We start from the raw sequence: 23,222 nt of genomic DNA, 5'->3' as shown, positions 1-23,222 counted from the left end.
GACCTGCGAGCGGGCGCTGAGACGAGCATGATGGTGTCATGACACGAGTGGCGATCGTCGGAGCACACGGCAAGGTGGCGCAGCAGCTGATGCGGGTGCTGTACGACCAGGGAGACGAGTTCGTGGGCATCGTCCGCAACGAGGATCATGCCGACGACATCTACCGATTCGGTGGCGAGGGCATTCTGCTCGACATCGAGACCGCGGATGTCGACGCTCTCGCCACAGCGTTCGCGGGCTCGGGCGCAGTGGTGTTCGCCGCCGGTGCCGGCGGAGACTCCGGCGTGGAGCGCAAGGCCACTGTCGACTACGGCGGCTCGATCAAGTCCCAGACCGCAGCGCAGCGCGCCGGCGTTGCACGGTTCGTGCAGATCTCGGCGATGGGTGTCGACGACCCGGTAGCGCCGGACGCCACGGAGTCGTGGACGGCGTACGTTGCGGCCAAGCGAGACGCCGACGCCGAGCTGCGGCGCACCGCGCTCGACTGGACGATCGTGCGCCCGGGCGCTCTCACGCTCGACGACGGAACGGGCCTCGTCAGCATCGCACCGCGCCTCGAGCGCGGCGCCATCCCTCGCGAGGACGTCGCACGGGTGATCGCCGAGGTGCTGCGCAGTCCTGAGACCATCCGCTCCCAGTTCGATCTCGTCTCGGGCACCGCGCCCATCGGCGATGCACTCGCCGACCTCACTCGCGCCAACGACATCGGATAGAACGGAACATGCCGGAATGAACGACCACGATCCGAGGTTCTGGAACACACACGACCAAGCACTGGTCGGCGAGCAGGAGACTGCCGCTGGCCGGGATCACGACTCGGAACAGAGGAAACACGGCATGTCATTCTCGGACTGGCTGGACGTTCAAGTCGGCGCGCACGCGGCATTCGGCGAGCGCGTCGGGTTGGTCGTCGACTGGTCGGCACCGACCCCCGACGACGAGTGGGATGTGCGGGCGCTCGTCTCGCACGTGATCGAGGAGCAGCAGTGGGTTCCGCTCCTGCTGGCGGGACGAACGGTCGGCGAGGCGAGGTCTCGCCTCGAGCCGCTCGGGACCGACCTCGTCGCCGAGTGGCGCAGGTATTCGGCTGAGGCGACGCGGGCATGGGCATCCGTCGCTCCGGATGCGAAGGTGAACCTCTCGTACGACATCGTGCCCGCCAGCGCGTACCTGCGTGAGCAGGCATCGGACGTCATCGTGCACACGTGGGATCTGTCGCGCGCCATCGGCGCAGACGACCAGCTCGGGGAGCCGCTGGTCGCCGCGGCGTGGACGGTGTTCGAGCCGCAGAAGGACACCCTCGAGGCGAGCGGACTGTTCGCGTCTCCTGTGCCTGTACCCGAGAACGCATCGCTGCAGTCGCGTCTGCTGGCGCTCACGGGGCGCGACGACCGCCTCGCCGCGTAGCGCCACGCGCCCAGCACATCAACGCGCCTGCGCGGCGGGAACGGAAGCTGCGCACGGCGTCGCCGTCCGCCTACGCTTGGTCTCATGAGCAGCGCCGAACGCCCGTGGTTGTCGAGCTACGCTGACGGCGTTCCCGCCGACATCGACCCGCCGGCCGCGTCTCTGCCGCACCTGATCGAAGACTCCGTGTCGACGTACGCCGACCACGTCGCGCTGGAGTTCTTCGGCGCGACGACGACGTACCGTGAGCTCGGCGACGCCATCGATCACATGGCAGGCGGGCTCGCCGCGCTCGGCGTGCGCGCCGGCGACCGGGTTGCCCTCGTGCTCCCCAACTGCCCGCAGCACGTCGTCGCGTTCTACGCGGCACTGCGGATCGGCGCCGTGGTCGTCGAGCACAACCCGCTGTACACACCACGCGAGATGCGCCACCAGTTCGAGGACCATGGCGCGACGGTTGCGATCGCGTGGACCAAGGTCGTCGGCACGCTGCAAGAGCTGCCTGGCGACGTCGGTCTCGAGAAGATCATCGCCGTCGACATCGTCGATGCCATGCCCGCGCGCCTGCGCTTCGCCCTGCGGCTTCCGCTGGCCAAGTCGCGCGCCGCCAGGGCGCAGCTCCAGGCGAAGACGACAGGGGCCGTCGGCTGGGACTCGCTGCTGAAGGCGGAGCCGATCAAGGCATCCGTTCCCCGCCCGGAGGTGGACGACCTCGCCCTCATCCAGTACACGAGTGGCACGACGGGACTGCCGAAGGGCGTCGAGCTCACCCACGGCAACCTGGTGGCGAATGCCGCGCAGGCGCGGGCCTGGGTGCCGAGCGTGCCGCGCGGAACATCCGTCGTCTACGCCGTGCTCCCGCTGTTCCACGCCTACGGGCTGACGCTCTGCCTCACGTTCGCGATGAGCATGGGCGCCCGGCTCGTGCTGTTTCCGAACTTCGATCCGGATTCGGTGCTCGACGTCGTGAAGAAGCGCCCCGCGACGTTCCTGCCCGCCGTGCCGCCGATCTACGAGCGACTGGTCGCCGCCGCGAAGGCGCGCGACGTCTCGCTGGCCGGCATCGAGATCGCGATCTCGGGCGCAATGAGTCTGCCGCAGACGATCGTCGACCTCTGGGAGAAGCAGACCGGAGGCTACCTCGTCGAGGGTTACGGTCTCAGCGAGGCGTCGCCCGTGCTGATGGCGAACCCTGTCGGCTCGACGCGCAAGGCGGGCACGGTCGGACTGCCGTTGCCCAGCACCGAACTGCGCGTCATCGATCCCGACACGGGTGCCGTGGTCGATTCAGGCGAGGAGGGCGAGCTGCAGGCCAGAGGCCCCCAGGTGTTCCGCGGCTACTGGCGCAAGCCAGAGGAGACCGCGAAGGTGCTGGATGCCGACGGCTGGCTGCGCACCGGCGACATCGTCACGATGGATGCCCAGGGCTTCGTGCGCATCGTCGACCGCATCAAGGAGCTGATCATCACCGGCGGCTTCAACGTGTCGCCGACCGAGGTGGAGGACGAGCTGCGCACCTACGACGGCATCGCGGATGTCTCGGTCGTGGGACTCCCCCACTCGCGCGGCGGTGAGGATGTCGTCGCCGCCGTGATCATGAAGCCCGGCGTGCCGTTCGACGCCGAGTCGATCAGGGCGTACGCGCGCACGATCATGACGCCGTACAAGGTTCCGCGGAAGGTGTTCGAGGTGAAGGAGCTGCCGCGCTCGATCGTCGGCAAGGTGCTCCGGCGTCAGGTGGTCGCAGACCTCGCTGGCCGGAACGAGGGCTGATCGGCCGCCGCACGGCCGTGAGGGTCGGCGCGCCGGAAGGACAGCGACGCGCCGCGCGTGCCAGCATCGTGCTGTGAGCATCACGCTGGATCCGAAGGGGCGCAACAGGTCGAGGGAACGACTGCTGGCGATGCTGATCGTCGGCGTCATCGTCGGTGCAGCGATCGCTCTGAGCGGATCGTGGTGGTACGCACCGGTCGGCGGCTGGGCGGCGGCGTGCGCCAGCTACATCCTGTGGGTCTGGCTCGTGATCAGCAGGTTCGACGGCGTCACCACCAAGCTGCATGCGACCCGGGAGGACCCGGGTCGAACGGTGAGCGAGCTGCTCATCCTGCTGCTCTCGGTGGCCAGCCTTGGCGCCGTCGCGGTGCTCCTGATCCACACGAGCAAGACCCACGGCGTGGCTCAGGGCGTCGGTGCGACGATGGCTCTTCTCAGCGTCGCTTTGTCGTGGACGTTGCTGCACACCCTCTACACGCTGCGCTATGCGCGCATCTACTACACCGAGCCCGTCGGTGGCATCGACTTCAACGATGACGAGGATCCGCGGTACATCGACTTCGCCTACCTGGCTTTCGACCTCGGCATGACGTTCCAGGTGTCGGACACGAACATCAGCACGACGCAGCTGCGATCCGTCATCCTCAGGCACACATTGTTGTCGTACGTCTTCGGAACCGTGGTGCTGGCCTCGGTCGTCAACCTGGTGGCCGGGCTCGCGTTCTGATCGTCGTGCGCTCTCAGCCCAGCGCTTCCAAACGCACGCGCGCGGCCCGCTCCCCCGCCGTCTGTTCCCCGAGCAGGCTGCCGGCGCCGCGCAGCACCAGCCCGGTCACCGCCCTCACGGGCAGCTGGATGGGGCCGAGGTGGGGCATCCGCAGCCCGAGAAGTTCGCGGAAGCGCGGTTCGAGCGATGAGACCGCGCCACCGAAGAGCACCGCGTACGACGGACGAAGAGAGCGACGCAGCGGCGCGCGGCGGACGAAGCGCACCACCTCGCGGGTGTGGTCGTCGCAACGCAGCTCGCCGGCATCCGCGTAGCCATGCAGGGCGGCCTTGAGCTCGGCTCTCGTGCGCGGCGGATCCACGACGCCCATCAGCTCACCCGCGATCGCCCACTCGTCCACGTACGCGTCCGAGCCGCCAGGTACGCCGCTGCCCCAGATCTCGTACGTCGAGAGGAACGCGTCGGTGAAGGCCAGGTGCACCCATCTGGCCAGGTCGGGGTCGTTGGCGGCATACCGCGCAGGATGCCCGTGCCCGTCCACGTAGTCGCCCACGACCCGCTCGTGCAGACGTTTCACCCACTCCGAGCCGTGCACGGCCTGCGTGGTGTCGCCGTAGCTGACGGTGAAGATCCAGCGGATCGTGCCGCTGAGCCGGCCGAGCGGGTCCTCTCTGAACCGAGACCAGTCGTAGACGCCGGCGAGAGCGCCGGGATGCAGTGCCTGCATGAGCAGGGCGCGCACGCCTGCGACAAGGGTCGACATGCCGCCGTTGACGGCCCACACCGCCGAGCCAGGGCCGAAGTATCCTGCGTCTGTTCCGTGCTCGAACTCGCTGATCCAGTCGGGCAGGCCGGTCTGCTGGCCGCTCAGGGTCTCCTGCAGCCTGGCCCTCAGCGGTTCGGTGAGTCGGGACATCCGTCGGCCGTTCCGGTCAGCACGCCGCGGTCAGCGGCCGGTGCCGCCGACTGCGGGCGTGGTCCGCGCAGTTGAGCGCCTGCGCCGGAGCGTCGTCACGAGCAGGGCGACGGCACGCCATCCGACCAGGAACACGGCTAGCACGATGGCAGCGACGATCACGAACGACACGGCGATCCCCTGGCCGCTCACCACACGCAGGATCATGCCGATCACAAGCGTGGACACCCACACCACGACACCGGTGGGCCACATCACCATCGGCCGACTCCACGCCAGGCACACCAGCCAACCGATGACGAGGCCCACCGCGAACGGCCAGAAGGTCACGAGGGCCCCACCGACCACATTCTCGCCGTGGCTTCCACGGCCGATCAGCACGAACGCGAGCAGGAGGATCACGTCGAGCACGGCTGCGAGCACGATGGTGCCCGATGAGAGGGGCGCACGCGAAGGCTGCGAGCCGGGGACGGGTTCTGGCATGTGCTCCAGTCTAGGAACATGCAGCCCCGCTCATCAGTCGCCGGCGTCGAGGCCCTGCGGCTCGAGCATGCCGACGAAAACGAGCTCGCGGACGCGCGGCAGCAGGTCGGCCGCGAGCTCCACAGCGTCTACGCCCAGTAGATCTGCCAGTGCGCCGATGATCACGCCCACAGCGAGATCGCCGTCGCAGGCGCCGACGAAAGCGGCGAGGCCCGTGTCGACGGCGATGGTGCGCCCGAAGCCGCCACCCTGGGCGAGCGTGATCGCCGTCGGGTCCTCGGCGCCCGGCCAGTAGTGCCGTTGCTCGGTCACGTCACCGCAGATGACGAGTGTCGACACCTGCAGTTCGGCGTCGTCTGCGGATGCCAGCCAGGCTCCCGCGCGCAGGCCGCGAGCCAGGTGCGGCCCGAGCCCGCCCTCCGCAGCGCCGGTCGATTCGACGGATTCGAATCGCCGCAGCGACACGAGCTCGTCGTGTGGACGACGGAGCGTCACGTACCCGAACCCCACGTAGCGAACGTCGCGTGCCGCGAAGTCGTCGAGCCAGGCAGCCGTCAGCCGCTCGAATTCGGCGGTGCCCTGCCGGGTTCCTCCGTCGCGGATCCAGGTCTCGGCGTACTGTGGGGCATCCTGCAGCTCGCGCTCCACGACCCAGGCATCCAGTGCCCCCGCCGCTGACTCGTCGCCCAGCCACTCACGTACCCGGTCGAACGCCTCGCTCTCGCCGTGGTACTCCCAGTTGCCGAGGAACTGCGCGACCCCGCCGGGGTTCAGATGCTCGCGCACGCCACGTACGACGTCGCGGACGATTGCATCTCCTGCCAGTCCGCCGTCGCGATACTCGTACTCGGGCACGCCCGCCACGCGCGGAGTGATCACGAACGGCGGGTTGGAGACGATCTGGTCGAACCGCTCGCCTGCCACCGGCTCGAACATGTCGCCCAACCGGAATTCCACGTTGCGCACGTCGTTCAGCACCGCGTTGAACTCGGCAAGGCGCAGCGCTCGTGCAGAGATGTCGGTGGCGACCACGCGATCGGCGTGACGGGACGCGTGCAGCGCCTGGATGCCGCATCCGGTTCCCAGGTCGAGGGCCGTCGTCACGTGGTCACGGATCATGATCGAACTCAGCGTGTTGGAGGCACCGCCGACGCCGAGAACGTGGTCCTCGCGCAGAGCGTGTCCGACGGCGAGCTCGCCGAGATCGGAGGCGATCCACCACTCGCCGCTGCCGAGGTCGTCTGCGAACGCGTACGGCCGCAGGTCGATGAGGGCGATCAGCGCGCCGGGGTCGTCCGATGCCCTCTCGAGCAGTCCGAGGCGTTCGGCGCCCTCCACCGTTAGGTGCGGGAGCGCGGATGCCATCGCCTGCTCCGGCACGGACAGACCCAGGATGAAGGCGACGCCCAGCACCGCGACCGGATCCCCTCGCTCCACTCCACCGTGGGCCGCGCGCTTCGCAGCAGTACGGTGCCCGCGGCCCAGGGCGGCGGCCGCCTCGTCGCCCCAGAGCTCCTCGAGCCGGGCGACCGTGTAGCCCGCGGCACGAAGATCCTCACGGAGGAGAGCGATCGAGACGGGATCGAGTTCCTCCTCCGCCGCGTGGACGTCGGAGGCTCCTGATCGCATTCCGCCATTCAACCACGCTGCAGATCACCCACGCCGGTGCGGAATTCGGAGATCTGCCATCGGATACGGCACGTCGCACCCGAGGTGCGGCGTGTCGCCACGAATCTCCGAATTCCGGCACGGACGGCTGGGGGCCGGCCGGCACGGACGGCTGGGGGCCGGCCGGCACGGACGGCTGGGGGCCGGCCGGCACGGATGGCTGGGCAGGCCGGCACGGACGGTCAGTCGGGCACGGGCGGCCGGATGATGGTCACTCCTGGTAGAACTGGCGCACCTCGACGAGACCGCCACGGGCCATCGGATGCCGTGCGGCGATCTCGAGGGCGCGCTCCAACGATTCCGCCTCGATCAGATCGAACCCGGCGATCTGCTCCTTCGACTCGGCGAACGGGCCGTCCGTGACGATCAGCCGCTTGCCGCGCCTGCGCACCACCTTCGCGTCCTCTGCGGGAAGCCGTTCCCCGAGGATGCGCTCGCCCGACGCGTCGAGCTCGTTCACCCACTGGTCGATGGGCACATCGGCCGATTCCTCGGGCTCGCCCGTCGGGTCGGTGCAGATCAGCAACATGTATCGCATGAGCGTTCCTTTCGTCGTTCACTCACACCCTCGTCGCGCGAGACCGCACCGATCCGACAAAATGCACGGAACTCTATTGCGCGGCACGCTCCAGCACGAGTTCGCGCACGCGCGCGGCATCCGCTTGGCCCTTCATCGCCTTCATGACGGCCCCGATCACCGCTCCCGCCGCCTGCACCTTGCCGTCGCGGATCTTCGCCAGCACATCGGGCTGCGCCGCCAGTGCGGTATCGATGGCGGCGATCAACGCACCGTCATCTGAAACGACCTTGAGGCCGCGGGACTCGACGACCTTCGAGGGCGAGCCCTCGCCCTCGATGACACCCTCCAGCACCTGGCGGGCGAGCCGGTCGGTGAGGTCACCGCTGTCGATGAGTGCGACGAGCTCGGCAATCTGCAACGGCGAGACCAGGCTGGTCGCCGCGACGCCGCGGGAATTCGCGACCCGGGCGATCTCCCCCGTCCACCACTTGCGAGCGGATGCCGGCGACGCACCCTCTGCGACGGTCGCCTCGACCGCGTCGAGCAGATCGGCGTTGACGACGTCTTGCAGCTCGAGCGCAGTGAACCCCCACGCCTCGCGAAGCCTGGCGCGACGCTCGGACGGCGGCTCGGGCAGCGTGCCGCGCAACTCCTCGACCCACTCGCGGCTCGGAGCGACCGGTACCAGGTCGGGCTCGGGGAAGTACCGGTAGTCGTCGGCGTCGCTCTTCGGACGCCCTGCCGAGGTCGTCCCGGTGTCCTCGTGCCAGTGCCTGGTCTCCTGCGTGATCGTGCCGCCACCAGCCAAGATGGCCGCCTGCCGCTGGATCTCGTACCGCACGGCACGCTCAACGGAACGCAACGAGTTCACGTTCTTCGTCTCCGTGCGTGTGCCGAGCACGTCGGAGCCGCGGGGGCGCAGCGAGATGTTCGCATCGCAGCGCACGTTGCCCTCCTCCATGCGCGCGTTCGAGACGCCGAGCGCCTTCACGAGTTCGCGGATGTGGGCGACGTATGCGCGTCCGACCTCCGGGGCATCCGCCTCGGTTCCCTCGATCAGCCTGGTGACGATCTCGACGAGCGGAACACCGCCGCGGTTGTAGTCGACCAGCGAGTAATCCGCGCCCTGGATGCGACCGGTCGCGCCGGCGTGCGTGAGCTTGCCGGCATCCTCTTCCATGTGCGCACGCTCGATGAGCACCGTCACCTGGCGGCCGTCCTCCAGTTCGACGGTGACCTGACCGTCGTGAGCGATCGGGTCGTCGTACTGCGACGTTTGGAAGTTCTTCGACGTGTCCGGGTAGAAGTACTGCTTGCGGGCGAAGCGGGAGCTCTCCGCGACGTCGCAGCCGAGCGCCAGCCCGATGCGGATGCTCGACTCGATCGCCTTGTGGTTCACCTGCGGCAGACCACCGGGGAGGCCGAGACAGGTCGGGCACGTGTTCGTGTTCGCGCCGGAGCCGAATTCGTTCGCGCAGCCGCAGAACATCTTGGTTTTGGTGTTCAGTTCGACGTGCACCTCGAAACCGAGCACCGGCTCGAAGAGTTCGAGGGCCTTGTCGTAATCCATCAGGGCGTCTTTCGCCATCAGACCGCTCCCTCCTCGCTCGCGAACATCTCGGTTTCGGCCAGCACCGGGGCCCGCGAGAGCAACGGATGCCCCCACCCTGCTTCGAGAAGCCGCTCGAGCGCGGCGCCCACCGTGTACAGCCGCGCATCCGCTCGTGCCGGCGCCATGATCTGCAGACCGACCGGCAACCCGTCTTCTGGCGCGAGCCCGACCGGGAGTGCCAGCCCGGGAACACCGGCGAGGTTCGCCGGAATCGTGGTGACGTCGTTCAGGTACATCGCCAGCGGGTCGTCGATCTTCTCGCCGAGCTTGAACGCCGTGGTCGGCGCAGCGGGGCTGATCAGCACATCGGCCTTGTCGAAAGCCGCGGCGAAGTCGCGCTGGATGAGCGTTCGCACCTTCTGCGCGCTGCCGTAGTAGGCGTCGTAGTAGCCGGCGCTCAGCGCATAGGTGCCGAGAATGATGCGGCGCTTGACCTCGGGTCCGAACCCGGCGTCGCGGGTCGCTGCCATCACGCGCTCACTCGTGACGGGACCGCTCTGCGGCGTGACCCGCAAGCCGAAGCGCACGGAGTCGAACCTCGCAAGGTTGCTGGATGCCTCGGCAGGCAGGATCAGGTAGTACGCGGCCACCGCGTACTCGAAGCTCGGGGCCGACACCTCGACGATCTCTGCTCCCGCAGCGGTGAGCAGCTGGACGGTCTCGTCGAAACGCTGCTTCACACCCGGCTGGAAACCCTCGCCGCTGCCTGAGATCTCTGTGACGACGCCGACGCGCACGCCCTTCAATGCGTCGTCCTTCAGTCCGGCGCGCGCGGCATCCGTCATCGACGGCCACTGCTCGGTCAGCGACGTCGAGTCGAGCGGGTCGTGACCGGCGATCACGTCGTGCAGCAGTGCGGCGTCGAGCACGCTTCGGGAGACCGGGCCGACCTGGTCGAGCGAGCTGGCCAGCGCGATCGCGCCGTACCGGCTGACGCCGCCGTAGGTCGGCTTGACACCGACCGAGCCGGTGACTGCAGCCGGCTGGCGGATGGACCCACCGGTGTCGCTGCCGAGAGCCAATGGCGCTTCGAAGGAGGCGACGGCGGCGGCCGATCCGCCTCCGGACCCGCCTGGGATGCGCTCGAGGTCCCACGGGTTGTGTGTCGGGCCGAACGCGGAGTGCTCGGTGGACGAGCCCATCGCGAACTCGTCCATGTTCGTCTTGCCGAGCGGCACGAGATCGGCCTCGCGCAGCTTGCGGACGACCGTCGCGTCGTACGGGGGCACCCAGCCGTCGAGGATCTTCGATCCCGACGTGGAGGGCATGTCATAGGTGCAGAGCACGTCCTTGATGGCGATCGGCACTCCGGCCAACGGGCCGAGCTTCTCGCCTGCCGCGCGACGGGCATCCACAGCGGCCGCGGTCTCCAGCGCCCGATCGGATGCCACGTGCAGGAACGCGTGCACGTCGGGATCGACCGCCGCGATGCGGTCGAGGTGCGCCTTCGTGGCCTGCACGCTGGAGACCTCGCCGGAGGCGAGCTGCTCAGCGAGGGCGGACGCTGTGAGACGGGTCAGGTCGCTCATCAGGCCTCTTCTCCCAGGATCGGCGGGACTCGGAAGAAGTCACCCTCGCGGTCGGGGGCGCCGGACAGCGCCTGCTGGACCGTGAGTCCCGGCACCTCGACGTCTTCGCGGAACACGTTGGTCATCGGAATCGGGTGACTGGTGGCCGGCACGTCGGGTGTCGCCACCTCACTCACCTTTGCCACGGATTCAACGATCTGCGCCAGCTCGGCCGTGAGGCTCGTGAGCTCGGCGTCGCTGAGGTCGATGCGTGCCAGGTCGGCGAGATGCCGAACCTGGTCGGCGCTGATGTCGGGCATGCGTCTCCATGGTGTTTGCGGGCTCAGTGCTCGTCGGTCGCGGGATGCCTTCCAGTCTATTCGGCGCGCCGGGTGCCCAAGCCCTGCCCCGGGCGCTCGGGCCCCTCGACTCGCTTCGCTCGCTCAGGGAACTGGAGGGTCAGCCCTCGGACGGCGTGGGCGGCGGGGTGTGCGGGCCAGGAGTGGTCAGCGGAAGCACCGACTGCTCCGGCTTGGGCCCGGTGCCGAACAGGCCCTTGCCGGACACCTTGATGAGTTCGTACGCCTCGCGGTAGGTGCGCGGAACCCTCGACTCGTCTCCGCCGTAGTGCGCGATCAGCATGCCGAGCAGCCCGACGCCGGGAGACGACAGCGGGCGATCGTCGTCTCCGCCCGGCACAGGGGCTGACGCCTCGGGGTTCGGGGGAACCCATTGCGGATGGGTCTGGGGCCACATCGCCGGCTGCCTCGGCGAGCGAAGCGTGACCGCGTTGTCGATGGTGGGTGCACCTTTGTCGCGGTCGGTGATCGATGCGAGCCCGTATTTCTTCTCCAACGTGGCCATCACGCTCGAGTGATGCATCGTCTCGTTGATCACGTGGCCCCTCGCGGTCCAGGCGGAGATGGCCAGCGCCGGTACACGCACGCCGAGCCGGTCGAACGCGAAGTCCATCTCCGTCGCGCCCTGGTGCTTCGAAGGAGGCACCGTCGCGGGCGGCGGAACGTGATCGTAGATGCCGCCGTGCTCGTCGAACGTGACGAACAACATCGTGTTCATCGCGTTCGATCCCTTCAGCGACGCGCTGGTCCTGATGGAGGTGTAGATGCGGTGCAGCAGCGCTTCACCGGCGCGCACGTCGGAAATGGCGCCGCCCTCGATCACCGTGCCGTCGACATCCGTTCGCGTCATCGGCCCGACGGGCGGATGCATGTCGTTGTGGTCGTAGATCATGCGCGGCTCGATGAAGGAATAGGCGGGCAGCTTTCCGTTCTTCACGTCGTCGTGGAACCGCGTCATGGTGCGGAAGTGGTCGGTCTTCCAGTACTTCTGCAGCGCCGGCGCGTGAATGAATCCCGTCATCGAGAGGAACTGGTTGTCGTCGAAGTAGATCGCCCAGCTCCGGTTGGCGTGTTCGAGACGGTTGAAGATCGTCGGGGTGTCGTCCTTCACATCGAACCACTTGCGAAAGCCCGCACCGCCACGGTTGGTCACGAAACCGTGCGAGGTGCCGGCATGGAAGAACGAACGGTTGCAGAACGTCTGCGATGGCACGGCGCAGTGCCAGTTGTCGTAGACCGCGAACTCGCGCGCGAGCGTGGAGAACACGGGGAGCATGGTCGGATCGAACGCGCCCATCATGTGCCGATACTCCTGGAGAGGCGGCGTGTTGTGGTTCCGTTCGACGCGCAGGTGGTCGATGTAGCTGGCCAGGAAACCGCTCATGTCCGCCTTGGTGCCGACGGGTGGGGCGTTGTACGGCGGTTCCATCTGCCAGAAGTAGCGGTTCGCGTTCTCCGGAGGATCGACTGTGCCGAACAGCTGGTGGTTGACGAACGGATACTCCTCACCCGGGTCGGGATCGGGCTGGCTCATCACGAAATCGGTGGTGCCGTTGTAGACGTGCGCCGGAATGTCCTGCCCGGTGAGCGGGTCGCGATTGCTGTCCCTCTGCACGTCGAGGCCTTCGAAGTGCTGGCCGTGAGGCGGCTTCTCGTCGGCGTAAAGGAACCCGAGGATGTTGTCGAAGGACCTGTTCTCGAACATCACGACGACGAGATGTTCGAATCCGGGCTTTTCTGGGACCGGAAGCAGCCCGAGCTCCTTCTCGATCTCGGGATGAACGCTCGCACGCCCGGCTGCCGCCCCGATCACTCCACCGACGACCCCGCCGACCACACCGCCCGCAGCGACGCCCGCCGCCGTGACACCGGCCCGTTTCAGGAACGACCGCCGCGATGTACTCGTGCCGTCGGACGGCGTCGCGGTCGCATCACGGTCGGTCGGCGCCTCCGCAGCGTCTGCCTGGCTCTCGTGCTCCTCGTCGCCGTCGCTCATCGCCACCGTCGCTCACCGTCACTCGTCTGTGCTCACTGCGCGCGTGCTTGCCGGGCGCACGGCATCCGCTCCCCCTTCGAGCAGAAGCTTGAAGCCCGCCGCGTCGAGGATCGGGATGCCGAGTTCTTCGGCCTTCGTCAGTTTGGATCCCGCGCCCGGGCCCGCTGCGACGAAGTCGGTCTTCTTCGAGACGCTGGAGGCGGACTTTCCGCCCGCGGCGATGATCGCCTCGACCGCTCCCTCTCTGCTGAACCCTTCGAGCGACCCGGTCGCCACGACGGTGAGTCCCGAGAGCGGGCCGCCCTCGTCATCGGCCTTGCCCGGTCCAGGATGCCCCGGCACGGCGAACGGGACCCCGGCCGCGGTCCACCGCTCAAGGATCTCGAGGTGCCAATCAACCTGGAACCAGTCGAGCACCGCGTCGGCGATGATGCCACCGACGCCGTCGATCGCGGCGAGTTCGTCTCTGGTGGCGGCGCGGATCGCATCCAGCGACCCGAACCAGGACGCGAGGGCGCGAGCGGCGACAGGGCCGACGTGCCGGATGTTCAGCCCGACGAGGAATCGCCACAGTTCCTTCTGTTTCGCCGCGTCGATGTTCGCCAGCATGTCGTGCGCGGTCTTCGACGGCACGTGGGACGGCGTGCCTGCGAAGACCTCGGCCGACGGGTCGAAGGGCGGGTCGGCATCCTTTCCGGTGAGCTTGCGTTGCCGACGGAACGGCGTGTCCGTGCGCACCCGGATCGTCACACCGTCGTCGGTCGTGAGGTCGTGGCCCGGCTCGCCGTCTTCGGCCTCCTTGGGCAGCCCCGTCTCGTGGTCGCGCACGATCACCTCGATGTCGAAGATGCGCTCCAACGTGAGGTCGAACAGTCCGGCCTCGGTGGGCAGAGGCGGCGTCGGCGGATGCAACGGCTGGGTGAGCGCGGCGGCGACTACCTCGCCGAGCGCCTCGATGTCGAGCGACCCACGGCCCGCGATGTGCTCGACACGACCCCGCACCTGGGCCGGGCATGACCGCGCGTTCGGGCAGCGCAGATCGATGTCCCCCTCTTTCGCAGGAGCCAGACGGGTGCCGCACTCCGGGCAGAACTCGGGCATCCGCCACTCGCGCTCGGTTCCGTCCCTGCGCTCCTCGACGGCGCCGAGGATCTCGGGAATGACGTCGCCCGCCTTGCGCAGCACGACGACGTCGCCGATCAGCACGCCCTTGGCCTTCACCACCTGCTGATTGTGCAGCGTCGCCTGTCGCACCGTGCTGCCCGCCACCCTCACGGGCTCCATGACGGCGTACGGCGTCGCGCGTCCGGTGCGGCCGATGCCGACGAGGATGTCCAGAAGCCTCGTGAAGACCTCCTCCGGCGGGTACTTGTACGCGATCGCCCAGCGAGGCGCCCTGCTCGTCGCACCGAGTTCGTCGTGCGTCGCCAAGTCGTCGACCTTGATGACGACGCCGTCGATCTCGTGCTCGAGGGAATGGCGCTGCTCCCCCATCTCCTCGATGTAGGCCCCGACCTGTTCCAGATCGTCGAGCACGCGGTTGTAGGGCGACACCGGCAGTCCCCAGGCGCGAAGCAGGTCGTAGATCTCCGACTGCGTCGAGACCTCGGGGTTCGGCCACGCGCCGATGCCGTGCAAGTACAGGGAGAGCCGCCCCTGCCGCTCGCGCATCAACTCCTTTTCTTGGTCCGACTTGTTCTCCCGCCGCTGGCGCAGACTTCCAGCCGCCGTGTTGCGTGCGTTCGCGAACTCCGCATAACGGGTCTTGATCTCGTCGTCCGGTTTGCCCTTCGCACGCTGACCGGCCGCGTACTGCTCCTGCAACTGGTGCTGCCGTTCGTTGAGGAACTCGAAGTCCTCGGTGCGCAGGAACACCTCGCCGCGCACCTCGAAGAACGGCGGCCATCCTGTGCCGGCCAGTCGCCGCGGGATCACGGGGATCCAGTCCACGTTCTCGGTGATGTCTTCGCCTACCGTGCCGTCACCTCGGGTCGTCGCCGTCTCGAGTTCCCCGTCGCGGTACGCCAGGCTGATGGCCAGACCGTCGATCTTCACCTCGGTGAGCCAGCGGACGGGGTGGCCGGCGGCATCCTGCGTCTTCACAGCCCAGTCGTTCAGTTCCTCGACGCTGAAGACGTTGTCGAGGCTGAGCATGCGCTCGGCGTGCCGGTGCTCAGGAAAGCCGGCCGATGCCACCTCGGCGCCGACGGTCTGCGTCGGGCTGTCCTGGCCGATCAGCTCGGGGAACTCCGCCTCGATCGCCTCGAGGCGATGGATGTCGGCGTCGTACTCGGCATCGCTGACCAGGCTTCCGCCTCCGTAGTAGGCGATGCGGTTCTGCTCGATGCGTTCGCGCAGCACCTCCGATTCGGCACGGGCTGAGGCGAAGTCGGCAGGAATGTCCGTCACGACGCCATCCTAGAAGCAGCCACCGACCCACCGGCGGACCTGCGAAAATGGCGTGCCGTCACACGACACGGCAAGGAGCATCATGCGCATCGTCATCGTTCCCGGCATCGACGACTCTCCACACGACCACTGGCAGTCGATCTGGCAGGAGTCCCTCGGGCCGGCTGCGGTGCGTATCGAGCCGGCGTCGTTCACCGAACCGGACGGCGACGACTGGCTGCTGGCGCTGGACCGGCTGGTCGAGCCCGACGACATTCTCGTGGCGCACAGCCTCGGATGCCTCGCCGTCGCGTCCTGGATCGCTCGCGGCGGTCGTGCAACCGGCGCGTTCCTCGTCGCACCGCCCGACGAGAACGGCCCGGCGTTCCCTGATGCCGCGACGGGCTTCGTGACCCCGCGCGTCGCCTCGGCGATACCGGCCGTCATCGTGGCGTCCGAGGACGACCCGTACAGCTCCCTGGCGCATCTGCGCGATCTGAGCACGTGGTGGCGCGCCCCGCTCGTCAACGTCGGCCCGCACGGCCATCTGAACCGCGCGAGTCGTCTCGGCGAATGGGACGACGGGCGCAGGCTCCTCACGGCGTTCGCCGCAGGTACCGGGACGCTGCTTCCGCCATGGCCTTGAGCTGCTTGCAGTGCGAGGCGCGGATGACCTCCCTCAGGCGGAGACCGGCACCGCGCTGACCGTGCGGTCGATCGTGCACTGCCCGAGCACGCGCGTACCGACATAGACGACCGCGCTCTGCCCGGTCGCAACACCGCTCAGCGGCGTCTCGGGACGGATGACGAGTTCACCGTCCTCCATCACGGCTGTGGCGGGCACCGGGTCGGCGTGCGCGCGAATCTGCACCTCGCAGGCGAACGGAGTCGCGGCATCCTTCGGCGGCAGACCGGCCCAGGTGATGCGGCGGCCGGCGAGCTCCGCGATGTCGAGCGCTTCCTTCGGGCCGACCACGACGGTGTTCTCCGTCGGCTTGACTTCGAGCACGAACCGAGGACGGCCATCGGGTGCCGGCACCGTGATGCCGAGCCCACGACGCTGACCGACCGTGTACGCGTGTGCGCCCTCGTGGCTGCCGACGACGGCGCCGGAGCGGTCGACGATGTCGCCGGGTGCCGTACCGACGTGCTCTGCGAGCCAGCCGCGGGTGTCTCCGTCTGGAATGAAGCAGATGTCGTGCGAGTCCGGCTTCTGTGCGACGGTGAATCCGCGCTCCGCGGCCTCCGCTCGTACCTCGGCCTTGGAAGGCGTCGCGCCGAGCGGGAACATCGCGTGCGCGATCTGCTCCGCCGTGAGAACGCCGAGCACATAGGACTGGTCCTTGGCCCACGCGGCCGCGCGGTGAAGTTCGCGGTTGCCGTCGGCATCCGTCACGATGCTCGCGTAGTGGCCGGTGCACACAGCGTCGAAGCCGAGCGCCATCGCCTTCTCGAGCAGCGCGGCGAACTTGATCTTCTCGTTGCAGCGCAGGCACGGATTCGGCGTGCGTCCCGCCGAGTACTCCGCGATGAAATCGTCGACCACGTCGAGCTTGAAACGCTCCGAGAAGTCCCACACGTAGTACGGGATCCCGATGAGGTTGGAGACCCGCTGCGCGTCCATCGAGTCCTCGATGGTGCAGCAGCCGCGGCTTCCGGTACGCAGGGTGCCGGGCATCCTGCTGAGGGCCAGGTGCACCCCCACCACGTCGTGACCCGCATCGACGGCACGCGCCGCCGCCACTGCGGAGTCGACTCCCCCGCTCATCGCTGCCAGAACACGCATGGCCCCAAGTCTACGAAATGGTCCCTGAGTACCGGCACGCGAACTACCTACACGCGATGAGACTGCACGCCCGCGGCGAAACAGCGGGGGGTGGCAGCACTCTCGCCGCGGGCGTGCAGTCTCGCGGTGGTGGCGGTGTGGGCGTCAGCGCGAGCCGAGGGACGACTCGCGAGTCGCCATTCCGGCTCGGGATGCCTGTGCGTGCGCGACAGGGAGCGCCACGAGGAACGCGTCGACATCGGCATCGGTCGAAGTGCGTCCGAGGGTGATGCGCAGTGCTCCTCGCGCGTCGTCCTCGTCGCGTCCCATCGCGCGCAGCACGTGCGACGGCTCGGGAATGCCCGCCTGGCACGCGGATCCGGTGGAGACCTCGACGCCGGCAGCGTCGAGCAGGAACAGCAGCGAGTCGCCCTCGCAGCCGGGGAACACGAAGTGCACGTTCGAGACGAGCCGGACATCCGTTCCACTCTCATCGAGCACGCCGCAATCCGGACCGCTCAGCACTGCCGACGGCACCGCCTCGCGCACGCCTGCGATCAGTCGGTCCCGCAGTGCCGCGAGTCGCACGGACTCCACGCCTCGCGACGACTCCGCGGATCTCGCCGCCACCGCGAACGCGGACGCTGCTGCAACATCCTGCGTTCCGCTGCGCACCTGACGCTGCTGGCCTCCCCCGTGGATGAGCGGAACGATCGTCGCATCCCGCGACAGCACGAGGCCGCCCGCGCCGATCGGCCCGCCGATCTTGTGCGCGGAGACGCTGAGCGCGACGAGCCCCGATTGTCCCTTCGACCCGGTGCGCGATCGCATGCTCGCAAAGTCGACGGGCAGGTGCCCGTATGCGGACACCGCGTCGATGTGCACCGGCACTCCGGCGGATGCCGCGAGCGCCACGATCTTCTCGGCCGGCTGGATCGTTCCCACCTCGTTGTTCGCCCAGAGAAAGGTCAGCAGCGCGATGCCGGCCGGATCAGCGGCGAGGGCCGCCTCGAGTGCGTCGATCCGCAGAAATCCCTGCTCGTCGAGCGGAAGCCACTCGATCGTGGCGTCCTCGTACGCTGCGAGCCACTCGACCGTGTCGACGGTGGCGTGATGCTCCCCTTCCGGAACCAGAATGCGCGTGGCGCCGACGCTGCGGCGCACCCAGAACAGCCCCTTGATGGCGAGGTTGATCGCCTCGGTGCCTCCCGAGGTGAGGACGAGCTCGATGCCCTGGCAGCCGAGCGTCGCCGCGATCTGCTCGCGGGCATCCTCGAGCAGTCTCTTCGCCGTCTGCCCTGCCGTGTGGATGCTCGACGGGTTGCCGACCGTCGCCAGCGCGCGCGTGTACGCCTCGATCGCCTCGGGCAGAACGGGGGTGGTCGCGGCATGGTCAAGGTAGACCGGCATAGGAATTACTGTAAGACGCATGCCTTCGGAGGATCCCCTGTCGCTGCTCGGCGTCACGACGAACGCAGACGGCGGCACCATCGGGGTCTACGCGAAGAACGCCACCGCCGTCGAGTTGCTGGTCTTCGACGACAACGATCTGCACTGGCTCGTCGAGCGGGTGCCGCTGACGCGTGGCGACGGTGAGGTGTGGACGGCTCACTCCGAGCACCTGAAGCCGGGAGCTCGGTACAACATCCGTTGCTCGGGGCCGCGCGGTCCCGAGTTCCACTACAACGAGCGCAAGCTCTTGCTCGAGCCCTACTCGCGCGGCCTGGTGCGCTCCGGAACGAACGAGTGGCGGTCCGTCGCCCTCGACGGAGGCTTCGATTGGGCAGGCGCGTCGAAGCCCAGAGTTCCGCGCGACCACACTGTCGTCTACGAGGCGCACGTGAAAGGCCTCACGGCCCTCAATCAGGATGTCCCGGCCGAGCTGCGAGGAACCTACGCCGGCCTCGCACACCCGGCCACGATCGAGCACCTCGTCAAGCTCGGTGTGACGAGTGTCGAGCTCCTTCCGGTGCAGGCGTTCGTCACCGAACAGCGTCTCACCCGACTCGGCCTCTCGAACTACTGGGGCTACAACACCCTCAACTTTTTCACACCGCACGCACCGTATGCGACGAAGGCGGCGCAGACGTCGGGGGCCGAGGCCGTGCTGCGTGAGTTCAAGGGCATGGTGCGGTTGCTGCACGAGGCCGGCCTCGAGGTGATCCTCGACGTCGTCTACAACCACACCGCCGAGGAGGGGCTCGGCGGGCCGACGACGAGTCTGCGCGGCATCGACAACGCCACGTATTACCGGCAGAACGCCGACGGCTCCTACATCGACACGACGGGCGTCGGCAACACCATTGACTTCGGCAACACCGTCGCAGAGCGGCTCGTGCTGGACTCCCTGAAGTACTGGGCGAACGACGTGCAGATCGACGGCTTCAGGTTCGATCTGGCCGCGACCCTCGGGCGCGACGAGACCGGCGAGTTCGACAACGACCACTCGCTTCTCACGGCGATCACCGACGACCCCTTCCTCGAAGGGGTCAAGCTCATCGCCGAGCCGTGGGATGTCGGCCCCGGCGGCTGGCAGACCGGCAACTTCCCGCCCGGTTGGTCCGAGTGGAACGACAGGTATCGCAACCGGGTGCGCTCGTTCTGGCTGACGGACATCGCGGATGCCCGTACCCATGGAGCAGCCCCCACCGGCATCGGCTCGCTGGCGACCCGGCTGGCGGGATCGTCGAACCTGTTCAGTCCGGAGCGCGGCCCGCTGGCATCCGTCAATTTCGTCACCGCGCATGACGGGTTCACCCTCGCCGATCTGGTCTCGTACGACCAGAAGCACAACCTCGGCAATGGCGAGAGCAATCGCGACGGCACAGACGACAATCGCTCGTTCAACCACGGCGCGGAGGGCACGACCACCGATGAGGGCATCCTCGCGGCGCGGCGCAAGGCCGCCCGCAATCTGATGGGGACGTTGCTGCTGTCGGCGGGCATCCCGATGCTCACGGCGGGTGACGAGTACGGCAGGTCGCAGAACGGCAACAACAACGCCTACTGCCACGACGACGAGCTGACGTGGTTCTCATGGGACTGGTCGCAGCGCCAGCAGGACTTCGCCACGATCACCGCTGAGCTGATCCGGCTGCGCAAAGAGAATCCGGCGCTTCGCCCCGTGCGGTTCGGCAAGTTCGGCGAGACGGTGCCCAGCGCCAGCCAGTTGGACTGGTACGACGCCGGCGGCGACACGATGGCCGAGGATGACTGGGACTCCGCGCAGAACCGCACGCTGCAGTACCTCGCGGCTTCGACCCCGGAGTTCGAGCAGTTCAACCGCATCCTGCTGATCGTGCACGGCCTCGAGACCGAGACGACGGTGACGCTGCCGGCGCACGAAGGAGTCGCCGGCTACACGCTGCTCTGGGACAGTGCAGACGAGACCGTCGCCGAGGGCACAGCGGAGTTCTCCCCCGGCAACACCGTGCCGTTGGGACCGACGTCGATGAAGCTGTTCCGCGCGCGCGATTGAATGTTGAGCATGCCCAGGGCCAAGCACCCCGCAGGAACACCCGCAACGCTCGCATTGACGTCGGCGGGCATCCCGTTCACGCCGCACGCCTACGAACACGATCCATCCGAGACGGCGTTCGGGCTCGAGGCCGCCCGCAAGCTCGGAGTGGATGCCTCGCGCGTCTTCAAGACCCTGCTCGCGGATGCCGACGGCCGGCTCGTCGTCGGCATCGTCCCCGTCACGGGGCAGCTCGACCTCAAGGCGCTCGCGTCTGCGGTCGGCGCGAAGCATGCGACCCTTGCCGACGCGGCTGTCGCGCAGCGCAAGACGGGTTACGTCGTCGGTGGCATCTCGCCGATCGGGCAGAAGACGCGCCTGACGACGGTTCTGGATGCCTCGGCGAGCGCCTTCGACACGATCTTCGTCTCCGGCGGTCGCCGCGGTTTCGACATCGAACTCGCTCCAGCCGATCTGCTGAGGATCACGGGCGGGACGGCGGTCCCGATCGGGCGGTGACGGATCGCGAAGCATCAAAGACGCCGTACCCACTGCTAGTCCCCGTATGCGGCTGAGCCGATCCAGCTCCACCGCAGAGTCGCTGTGGCGTCTGATCCGGTGATCGGCTGTCGCCGACCTTGGTTCGAAATCATCAGTGAATCGCCCGGTCGCGGGTCGCAATTCGCTTCATGTGACGAACTGACCGACGATAGCGGGCATTCGGGCTCATCCCGCCTACGCTCGTGGTCATGCCTCGCCTGATCCTCATCAACGGAGCTCCCGGCTCAGGCAAGTCGACAGTTGCCGCCGCACTCGCTCACGACGAATCGCTCACGCTGGCTCTGGATGTCGACGCGATCAAGCACGCGCTCGGGCGATGGGACGATGACCCGATTCGTTCGGGTCTCCACGCTAGACAGCTGAGCATCGCTGTGGCCAGAGAACAACTCCGCACGGGGTTCGATGTCGTCGTGGGACAGTACCTCGCGAAGACCGCGTTCATCGAAGAACTGGAACACGTTGCGTTCGAGGGCGACGCCGAGTTCTACGAATTCGTGCTGGATGTCGATCCCGACACGCTCGCCGACCGCATCGCGGCACGAACGACGAACCCAGATCGCCCCGAGCACGACATCAACAACAGACTCGTCCGTCCTGACGACGCCGTGGACCTCGTGCGTTCCCTGGAGGGATTGCGACAGACCCGCCCGGCGGCGATATGGATCGACGCTCGCGGATCCTTGCAGACGACGACAGCGGCTATCCGGATGGCCTGCGCGCGCTGATCGCGTTGATGATCACGGCGTACACGCTGTGCCACTCCAGGTCGACGAATCCCGACTCCGCCACGAGGTTCGCCGCCCGCAGAGGAGTGCGCGCTTTCCTGCGTCGGGTGGCCACCTGAGTCGGAGCGAGCAGCGGGGAGAAGATGTCGCACAGGATCAGCCGGCCGCCAGGTCGTAGCACGCGCGCGCACTCGGACAGGCCGGCGCGCTGGTCGCGCCAGTGGTCAAACGAGGTGCTGGAGACCACCAGGTCGAAGCCACCGGCAAGCGGAAGTCTTTCGGCGGTGGCGACGGCGAAACGGATGCGCGGATCGGCGACCTTGGCGACGGCAGCACCGACCATGCCGGGTGCGGCGTCGATGCCGACCATATCCACGGCATCCGGCAGCCCCTGTGCGAGCGCGCGCAGAAGGTATCCGGTGCCACATCCGACATCCACGATGCGTCGTGCGTCTGGTGCGATCGCGACCGCCAGATCACGGACGTGATCGGAGATCTCGTGATGCATCCGACCACGCCATCCCGCGTCGTAGTCGAGAGCGCGTTCGTCGAACGCTGCAACGTCGCGGTGCGGCGCGGAATCGGGGTCAGGCGACACGAAAGCAACACTACGAGGCATCATCCGACGACGCAGCAGAGAAGGCCTGACGCAGCCCGGAACGGAACCGGCTCAGGGGCGATACTCGTCCCGAGGCTGCTCGTAGAGCTTCGATGCGTATTCGTCTGCATTCCGACCGCCGTTGAGGCCGCCACCGACCTGCTTCACGACTCCCGCGATCCACGACGAGATGCGACCGAGCAACCGCCAGAGCCGACCCCGCATGCCTTGACGGTACTCCCGCAACGAGGGCTGCGGGTGATTGATTCGTCGATCAGCGAGACCTGCAGTCAGTTCTTCTTCAACTCTTCCGCGAACATCACGATGATCCCGCTGGGGCCGCGAACGTAGGTGAGCTTGTAGACATCCTGATACGTCGCCACGCCGCGCAGCGGGTAGCAGCCGTGCCGTGCGGCGACCTCCAGCGCCTCGTCGATGTCGTCGACCGAGAACGCGACACGGTGCATGCCGATCTCATTGGGAAGGGTCGGGTCCGTCTCGATCGCGTCGGGGTGGAGGTACTCGAACAGCTCGAGCCGACCGTGTCCATCCGGCGTCTGCAGCATCGCGATCTTGGCGTGGTTGCCGTCGAGGCCGACGGCGGTGTCGGTCCAGTCGCCGCTGACCGTGTCTCGGCCGAGAACCGTCAGCCCCAGGTCCGTGAAGAAGTCGATCGTCGCTTCCAGGTCGCGAACGGCGATGCCGACGTTCTCGAGTTTGATAGGCATGCGCTTCAGGTTACCGACCCACAGAAGCCGT

22 protein-coding genes are annotated in these 23,222 nt (G+C 67.8%); 8 read left to right on the top strand and 14 right to left on the bottom strand.

Translation table 11 applies throughout. The features are described 5' to 3' along the window. Nucleotides 1–38 precede the first annotated feature (38 nt). The 4 genes from MJ603_RS15625 to MJ603_RS15610 all read left to right on the top strand — a co-directional run bounded on the left by MJ603_RS15625 (nucleotide 39) and on the right by MJ603_RS15610 (nucleotide 3,907). On the top strand, nucleotides 39–713 hold the full coding sequence (locus MJ603_RS15625; RefSeq protein WP_243064676.1) for an SDR family oxidoreductase: 675 nt from the start codon (nucleotides 39–41) through the stop codon (nucleotides 711–713). A gap of 16 nt (nucleotides 714–729) precedes the next feature. Then, nucleotides 730–1,407 carry a TIGR03086 family metal-binding protein gene (locus tag MJ603_RS15620; RefSeq protein ID WP_243064675.1) on the top strand — a complete coding sequence of 226 codons (678 nt, stop codon included), beginning with the start codon at nucleotides 730–732 and terminating at the stop codon, nucleotides 1,405–1,407. Nucleotides 1,408–1,491: 84 nt separating this feature from the next. Continuing rightward, nucleotides 1,492–3,180, top strand: a complete 1,689-nt coding sequence (locus MJ603_RS15615; protein WP_243064674.1) for a long-chain-fatty-acid--CoA ligase — start codon at nucleotides 1,492–1,494, stop codon at nucleotides 3,178–3,180. A 73-nt stretch (nucleotides 3,181–3,253) separates the two neighbouring features. After that, nucleotides 3,254–3,907: a DUF1345 domain-containing protein gene (locus tag MJ603_RS15610; RefSeq protein WP_308220608.1), complete on the top strand. Its 654-nt coding sequence runs from the start codon at nucleotides 3,254–3,256 to the stop codon at nucleotides 3,905–3,907. Nucleotides 3,908–3,920: 13 nt separating this feature from the next. Here the strand turns inward: MJ603_RS15610 and MJ603_RS15605 are convergent, their stop codons facing one another. The 9 genes from MJ603_RS15605 to ligA all read right to left on the bottom strand — a co-directional run bounded on the left by MJ603_RS15605 (nucleotide 3,921) and on the right by ligA (nucleotide 15,378). Continuing rightward, nucleotides 3,921–4,823, bottom strand: a complete 903-nt coding sequence (locus MJ603_RS15605; protein ID WP_243064673.1) for an oxygenase MpaB family protein — start codon at nucleotides 4,821–4,823, stop codon at nucleotides 3,921–3,923. A gap of 30 nt (nucleotides 4,824–4,853) precedes the next feature. Continuing rightward, complete coding sequence (locus MJ603_RS15600) at nucleotides 4,854–5,306, bottom strand: DUF3054 domain-containing protein (RefSeq protein ID WP_243064672.1); 453 nt, start codon at nucleotides 5,304–5,306, stop codon at nucleotides 4,854–4,856. 33 nt (nucleotides 5,307–5,339) lie between these two features. Then, complete coding sequence (locus tag MJ603_RS15595; RefSeq protein ID WP_243064671.1) at nucleotides 5,340–6,935, bottom strand: methyltransferase; 1,596 nt, start codon at nucleotides 6,933–6,935, stop codon at nucleotides 5,340–5,342. 250 nt (nucleotides 6,936–7,185) lie between these two features. Continuing rightward, the gene (locus MJ603_RS15590) at nucleotides 7,186–7,512 is read right to left on the bottom strand and encodes a YciI family protein (RefSeq protein ID WP_243064670.1); all 327 of its coding nucleotides are present in this window, start codon (nucleotides 7,510–7,512) and stop codon (nucleotides 7,186–7,188) included. A gap of 73 nt (nucleotides 7,513–7,585) precedes the next feature. Beyond that, nucleotides 7,586–9,082 carry an Asp-tRNA(Asn)/Glu-tRNA(Gln) amidotransferase subunit GatB gene (gene gatB, locus MJ603_RS15585; RefSeq protein WP_243064669.1) on the bottom strand — a complete coding sequence of 499 codons (1,497 nt, stop codon included), beginning with the start codon at nucleotides 9,080–9,082 and terminating at the stop codon, nucleotides 7,586–7,588. Then, nucleotides 9,082–10,635 (bottom strand): Asp-tRNA(Asn)/Glu-tRNA(Gln) amidotransferase subunit GatA, encoded by a 1,554-nt coding sequence (gene gatA / locus MJ603_RS15580; protein WP_243064668.1) that lies wholly within the window; start codon nucleotides 10,633–10,635, stop codon nucleotides 9,082–9,084. Before gatA ends, gatB begins: the two co-directional genes overlap by 1 nt. Continuing rightward, nucleotides 10,635–10,934: an Asp-tRNA(Asn)/Glu-tRNA(Gln) amidotransferase subunit GatC gene (gatC, locus tag MJ603_RS15575; protein ID WP_243064667.1), complete on the bottom strand. Its 300-nt coding sequence runs from the start codon at nucleotides 10,932–10,934 to the stop codon at nucleotides 10,635–10,637. Before gatC ends, gatA begins: the two co-directional genes overlap by 1 nt. A 139-nt stretch (nucleotides 10,935–11,073) precedes the next feature. Continuing rightward, nucleotides 11,074–12,969 carry an alkaline phosphatase family protein gene (locus MJ603_RS15570; RefSeq protein ID WP_243064666.1) on the bottom strand — a complete coding sequence of 632 codons (1,896 nt, stop codon included), beginning with the start codon at nucleotides 12,967–12,969 and terminating at the stop codon, nucleotides 11,074–11,076. An 18-nt stretch (nucleotides 12,970–12,987) separates the two neighbouring features. Next, complete coding sequence (gene ligA / locus MJ603_RS15565; RefSeq protein WP_243064665.1) at nucleotides 12,988–15,378, bottom strand: NAD-dependent DNA ligase LigA; 2,391 nt, start codon at nucleotides 15,376–15,378, stop codon at nucleotides 12,988–12,990. Nucleotides 15,379–15,460: 82 nt separating this feature from the next. Between ligA and MJ603_RS15560 the strand changes: the two genes are divergently transcribed. Beyond that, the gene (locus MJ603_RS15560; protein ID WP_243064664.1) at nucleotides 15,461–16,003 is read left to right on the top strand and encodes an alpha/beta hydrolase; all 543 of its coding nucleotides are present in this window, start codon (nucleotides 15,461–15,463) and stop codon (nucleotides 16,001–16,003) included. Nucleotides 16,004–16,036: 33 nt separating this feature from the next. On the opposite strand, the gene mnmA is transcribed toward MJ603_RS15560, so the two are convergent. After that, on the bottom strand, nucleotides 16,037–17,143 hold the full coding sequence (gene mnmA, locus MJ603_RS15555) for a tRNA 2-thiouridine(34) synthase MnmA (protein WP_243064663.1): 1,107 nt from the start codon (nucleotides 17,141–17,143) through the stop codon (nucleotides 16,037–16,039). A 144-nt stretch (nucleotides 17,144–17,287) separates the two neighbouring features. Next, the gene (locus tag MJ603_RS15550; RefSeq protein WP_243064662.1) at nucleotides 17,288–18,532 is read right to left on the bottom strand and encodes a cysteine desulfurase family protein; all 1,245 of its coding nucleotides are present in this window, start codon (nucleotides 18,530–18,532) and stop codon (nucleotides 17,288–17,290) included. 19 nt (nucleotides 18,533–18,551) lie between these two features. On the opposite strand from MJ603_RS15550, the gene glgX reads away from it, so the two are divergent. The 3 genes from glgX to MJ603_RS15535 all read left to right on the top strand — a co-directional run bounded on the left by glgX (nucleotide 18,552) and on the right by MJ603_RS15535 (nucleotide 21,865). Next, on the top strand, nucleotides 18,552–20,600 hold the full coding sequence (gene glgX, locus MJ603_RS15545) for a glycogen debranching protein GlgX (protein ID WP_243064661.1): 2,049 nt from the start codon (nucleotides 18,552–18,554) through the stop codon (nucleotides 20,598–20,600). A gap of 9 nt (nucleotides 20,601–20,609) precedes the next feature. Continuing rightward, entirely contained in the window at nucleotides 20,610–21,098 is a 489-nt protein-coding gene (ybaK, locus tag MJ603_RS15540; RefSeq protein ID WP_243064660.1) for a Cys-tRNA(Pro) deacylase, read from the top strand. Between the two features lie 230 nt (nucleotides 21,099–21,328). Continuing rightward, a complete protein-coding gene (locus tag MJ603_RS15535) occupies nucleotides 21,329–21,865 on the top strand; it encodes an AAA family ATPase (RefSeq protein ID WP_243064659.1) in 537 nt (178 codons plus the stop codon). On the opposite strand, the gene MJ603_RS15530 is transcribed toward MJ603_RS15535, so the two are convergent. From MJ603_RS15530 to MJ603_RS15520, 3 genes are all read right to left on the bottom strand, one after another. Beyond that, a complete protein-coding gene (locus MJ603_RS15530) occupies nucleotides 21,840–22,463 on the bottom strand; it encodes a class I SAM-dependent methyltransferase (protein WP_243064658.1) in 624 nt (207 codons plus the stop codon). The genes MJ603_RS15535 and MJ603_RS15530 overlap by 26 nt on opposite strands. Before the next feature lie 72 nt (nucleotides 22,464–22,535). After that, nucleotides 22,536–22,688, bottom strand: a complete 153-nt coding sequence (locus MJ603_RS15525; RefSeq protein WP_243064657.1) for a hypothetical protein — start codon at nucleotides 22,686–22,688, stop codon at nucleotides 22,536–22,538. Nucleotides 22,689–22,753: 65 nt separating this feature from the next. Further along, nucleotides 22,754–23,191: a VOC family protein gene (locus tag MJ603_RS15520; RefSeq protein WP_243064656.1), complete on the bottom strand. Its 438-nt coding sequence runs from the start codon at nucleotides 23,189–23,191 to the stop codon at nucleotides 22,754–22,756. Between the last annotated feature and the right edge of the window lie 31 nt (nucleotides 23,192–23,222).

Origin of the sequence: Humibacter sp. RRB41, from assembly GCF_022761015.1 — a bacterium.
Lineage (GTDB): Bacteria > Actinomycetota > Actinomycetes > Actinomycetales > Microbacteriaceae > Humibacter.
Note: the sequence above shows the minus strand (reverse complement) of the source record. Positions and strands in the feature narration are given on the sequence as shown.

Excerpts from the sequence above, each read along its gene's own strand:
- MJ603_RS15625 (WP_243064676.1), top strand. The coding sequence starts at position 39 with ATGACACGAGTGGCGATCGTCGGAGCACACGGCAAGGTGGCGCAGCAG.
- MJ603_RS15620 (WP_243064675.1), top strand. The coding sequence starts at position 730 with ATGAACGACCACGATCCGAGGTTCTGGAACACACACGACCAAGCACTG.
- MJ603_RS15615 (WP_243064674.1), top strand. The coding sequence starts at position 1,492 with ATGAGCAGCGCCGAACGCCCGTGGTTGTCGAGCTACGCTGACGGCGTT.
- MJ603_RS15605 (WP_243064673.1), bottom strand. The coding sequence starts at position 4,823 with ATGTCCCGACTCACCGAACCGCTGAGGGCCAGGCTGCAGGAGACCCTG.
- MJ603_RS15600 (WP_243064672.1), bottom strand. The coding sequence starts at position 5,306 with ATGCCAGAACCCGTCCCCGGCTCGCAGCCTTCGCGTGCGCCCCTCTCA.
- MJ603_RS15595 (WP_243064671.1), bottom strand. The coding sequence starts at position 6,935 with ATGCGATCAGGAGCCTCCGACGTCCACGCGGCGGAGGAGGAACTCGAT.
- MJ603_RS15590 (WP_243064670.1), bottom strand. The coding sequence starts at position 7,512 with ATGCGATACATGTTGCTGATCTGCACCGACCCGACGGGCGAGCCCGAG.
- gatB (WP_243064669.1), bottom strand. The coding sequence starts at position 9,082 with ATGGCGAAAGACGCCCTGATGGATTACGACAAGGCCCTCGAACTCTTC.
- gatA (WP_243064668.1), bottom strand. The coding sequence starts at position 10,635 with ATGAGCGACCTGACCCGTCTCACAGCGTCCGCCCTCGCTGAGCAGCTC.
- gatC (WP_243064667.1), bottom strand. The coding sequence starts at position 10,934 with ATGCCCGACATCAGCGCCGACCAGGTTCGGCATCTCGCCGACCTGGCA.
- MJ603_RS15570 (WP_243064666.1), bottom strand. The coding sequence starts at position 12,969 with ATGAGCGACGGCGACGAGGAGCACGAGAGCCAGGCAGACGCTGCGGAG.
- MJ603_RS15560 (WP_243064664.1), top strand. The coding sequence starts at position 15,461 with ATGCGCATCGTCATCGTTCCCGGCATCGACGACTCTCCACACGACCAC.
- mnmA (WP_243064663.1), bottom strand. The coding sequence starts at position 17,143 with ATGCGTGTTCTGGCAGCGATGAGCGGGGGAGTCGACTCCGCAGTGGCG.
- MJ603_RS15550 (WP_243064662.1), bottom strand. The coding sequence starts at position 18,532 with ATGCCGGTCTACCTTGACCATGCCGCGACCACCCCCGTTCTGCCCGAG.
- glgX (WP_243064661.1), top strand. The coding sequence starts at position 18,552 with ATGCCTTCGGAGGATCCCCTGTCGCTGCTCGGCGTCACGACGAACGCA.
- ybaK (WP_243064660.1), top strand. The coding sequence starts at position 20,610 with ATGCCCAGGGCCAAGCACCCCGCAGGAACACCCGCAACGCTCGCATTG.
- MJ603_RS15535 (WP_243064659.1), top strand. The coding sequence starts at position 21,329 with ATGCCTCGCCTGATCCTCATCAACGGAGCTCCCGGCTCAGGCAAGTCG.
- MJ603_RS15525 (WP_243064657.1), bottom strand. The coding sequence starts at position 22,688 with ATGCGGGGTCGGCTCTGGCGGTTGCTCGGTCGCATCTCGTCGTGGATC.
- MJ603_RS15520 (WP_243064656.1), bottom strand. The coding sequence starts at position 23,191 with ATGCCTATCAAACTCGAGAACGTCGGCATCGCCGTTCGCGACCTGGAA.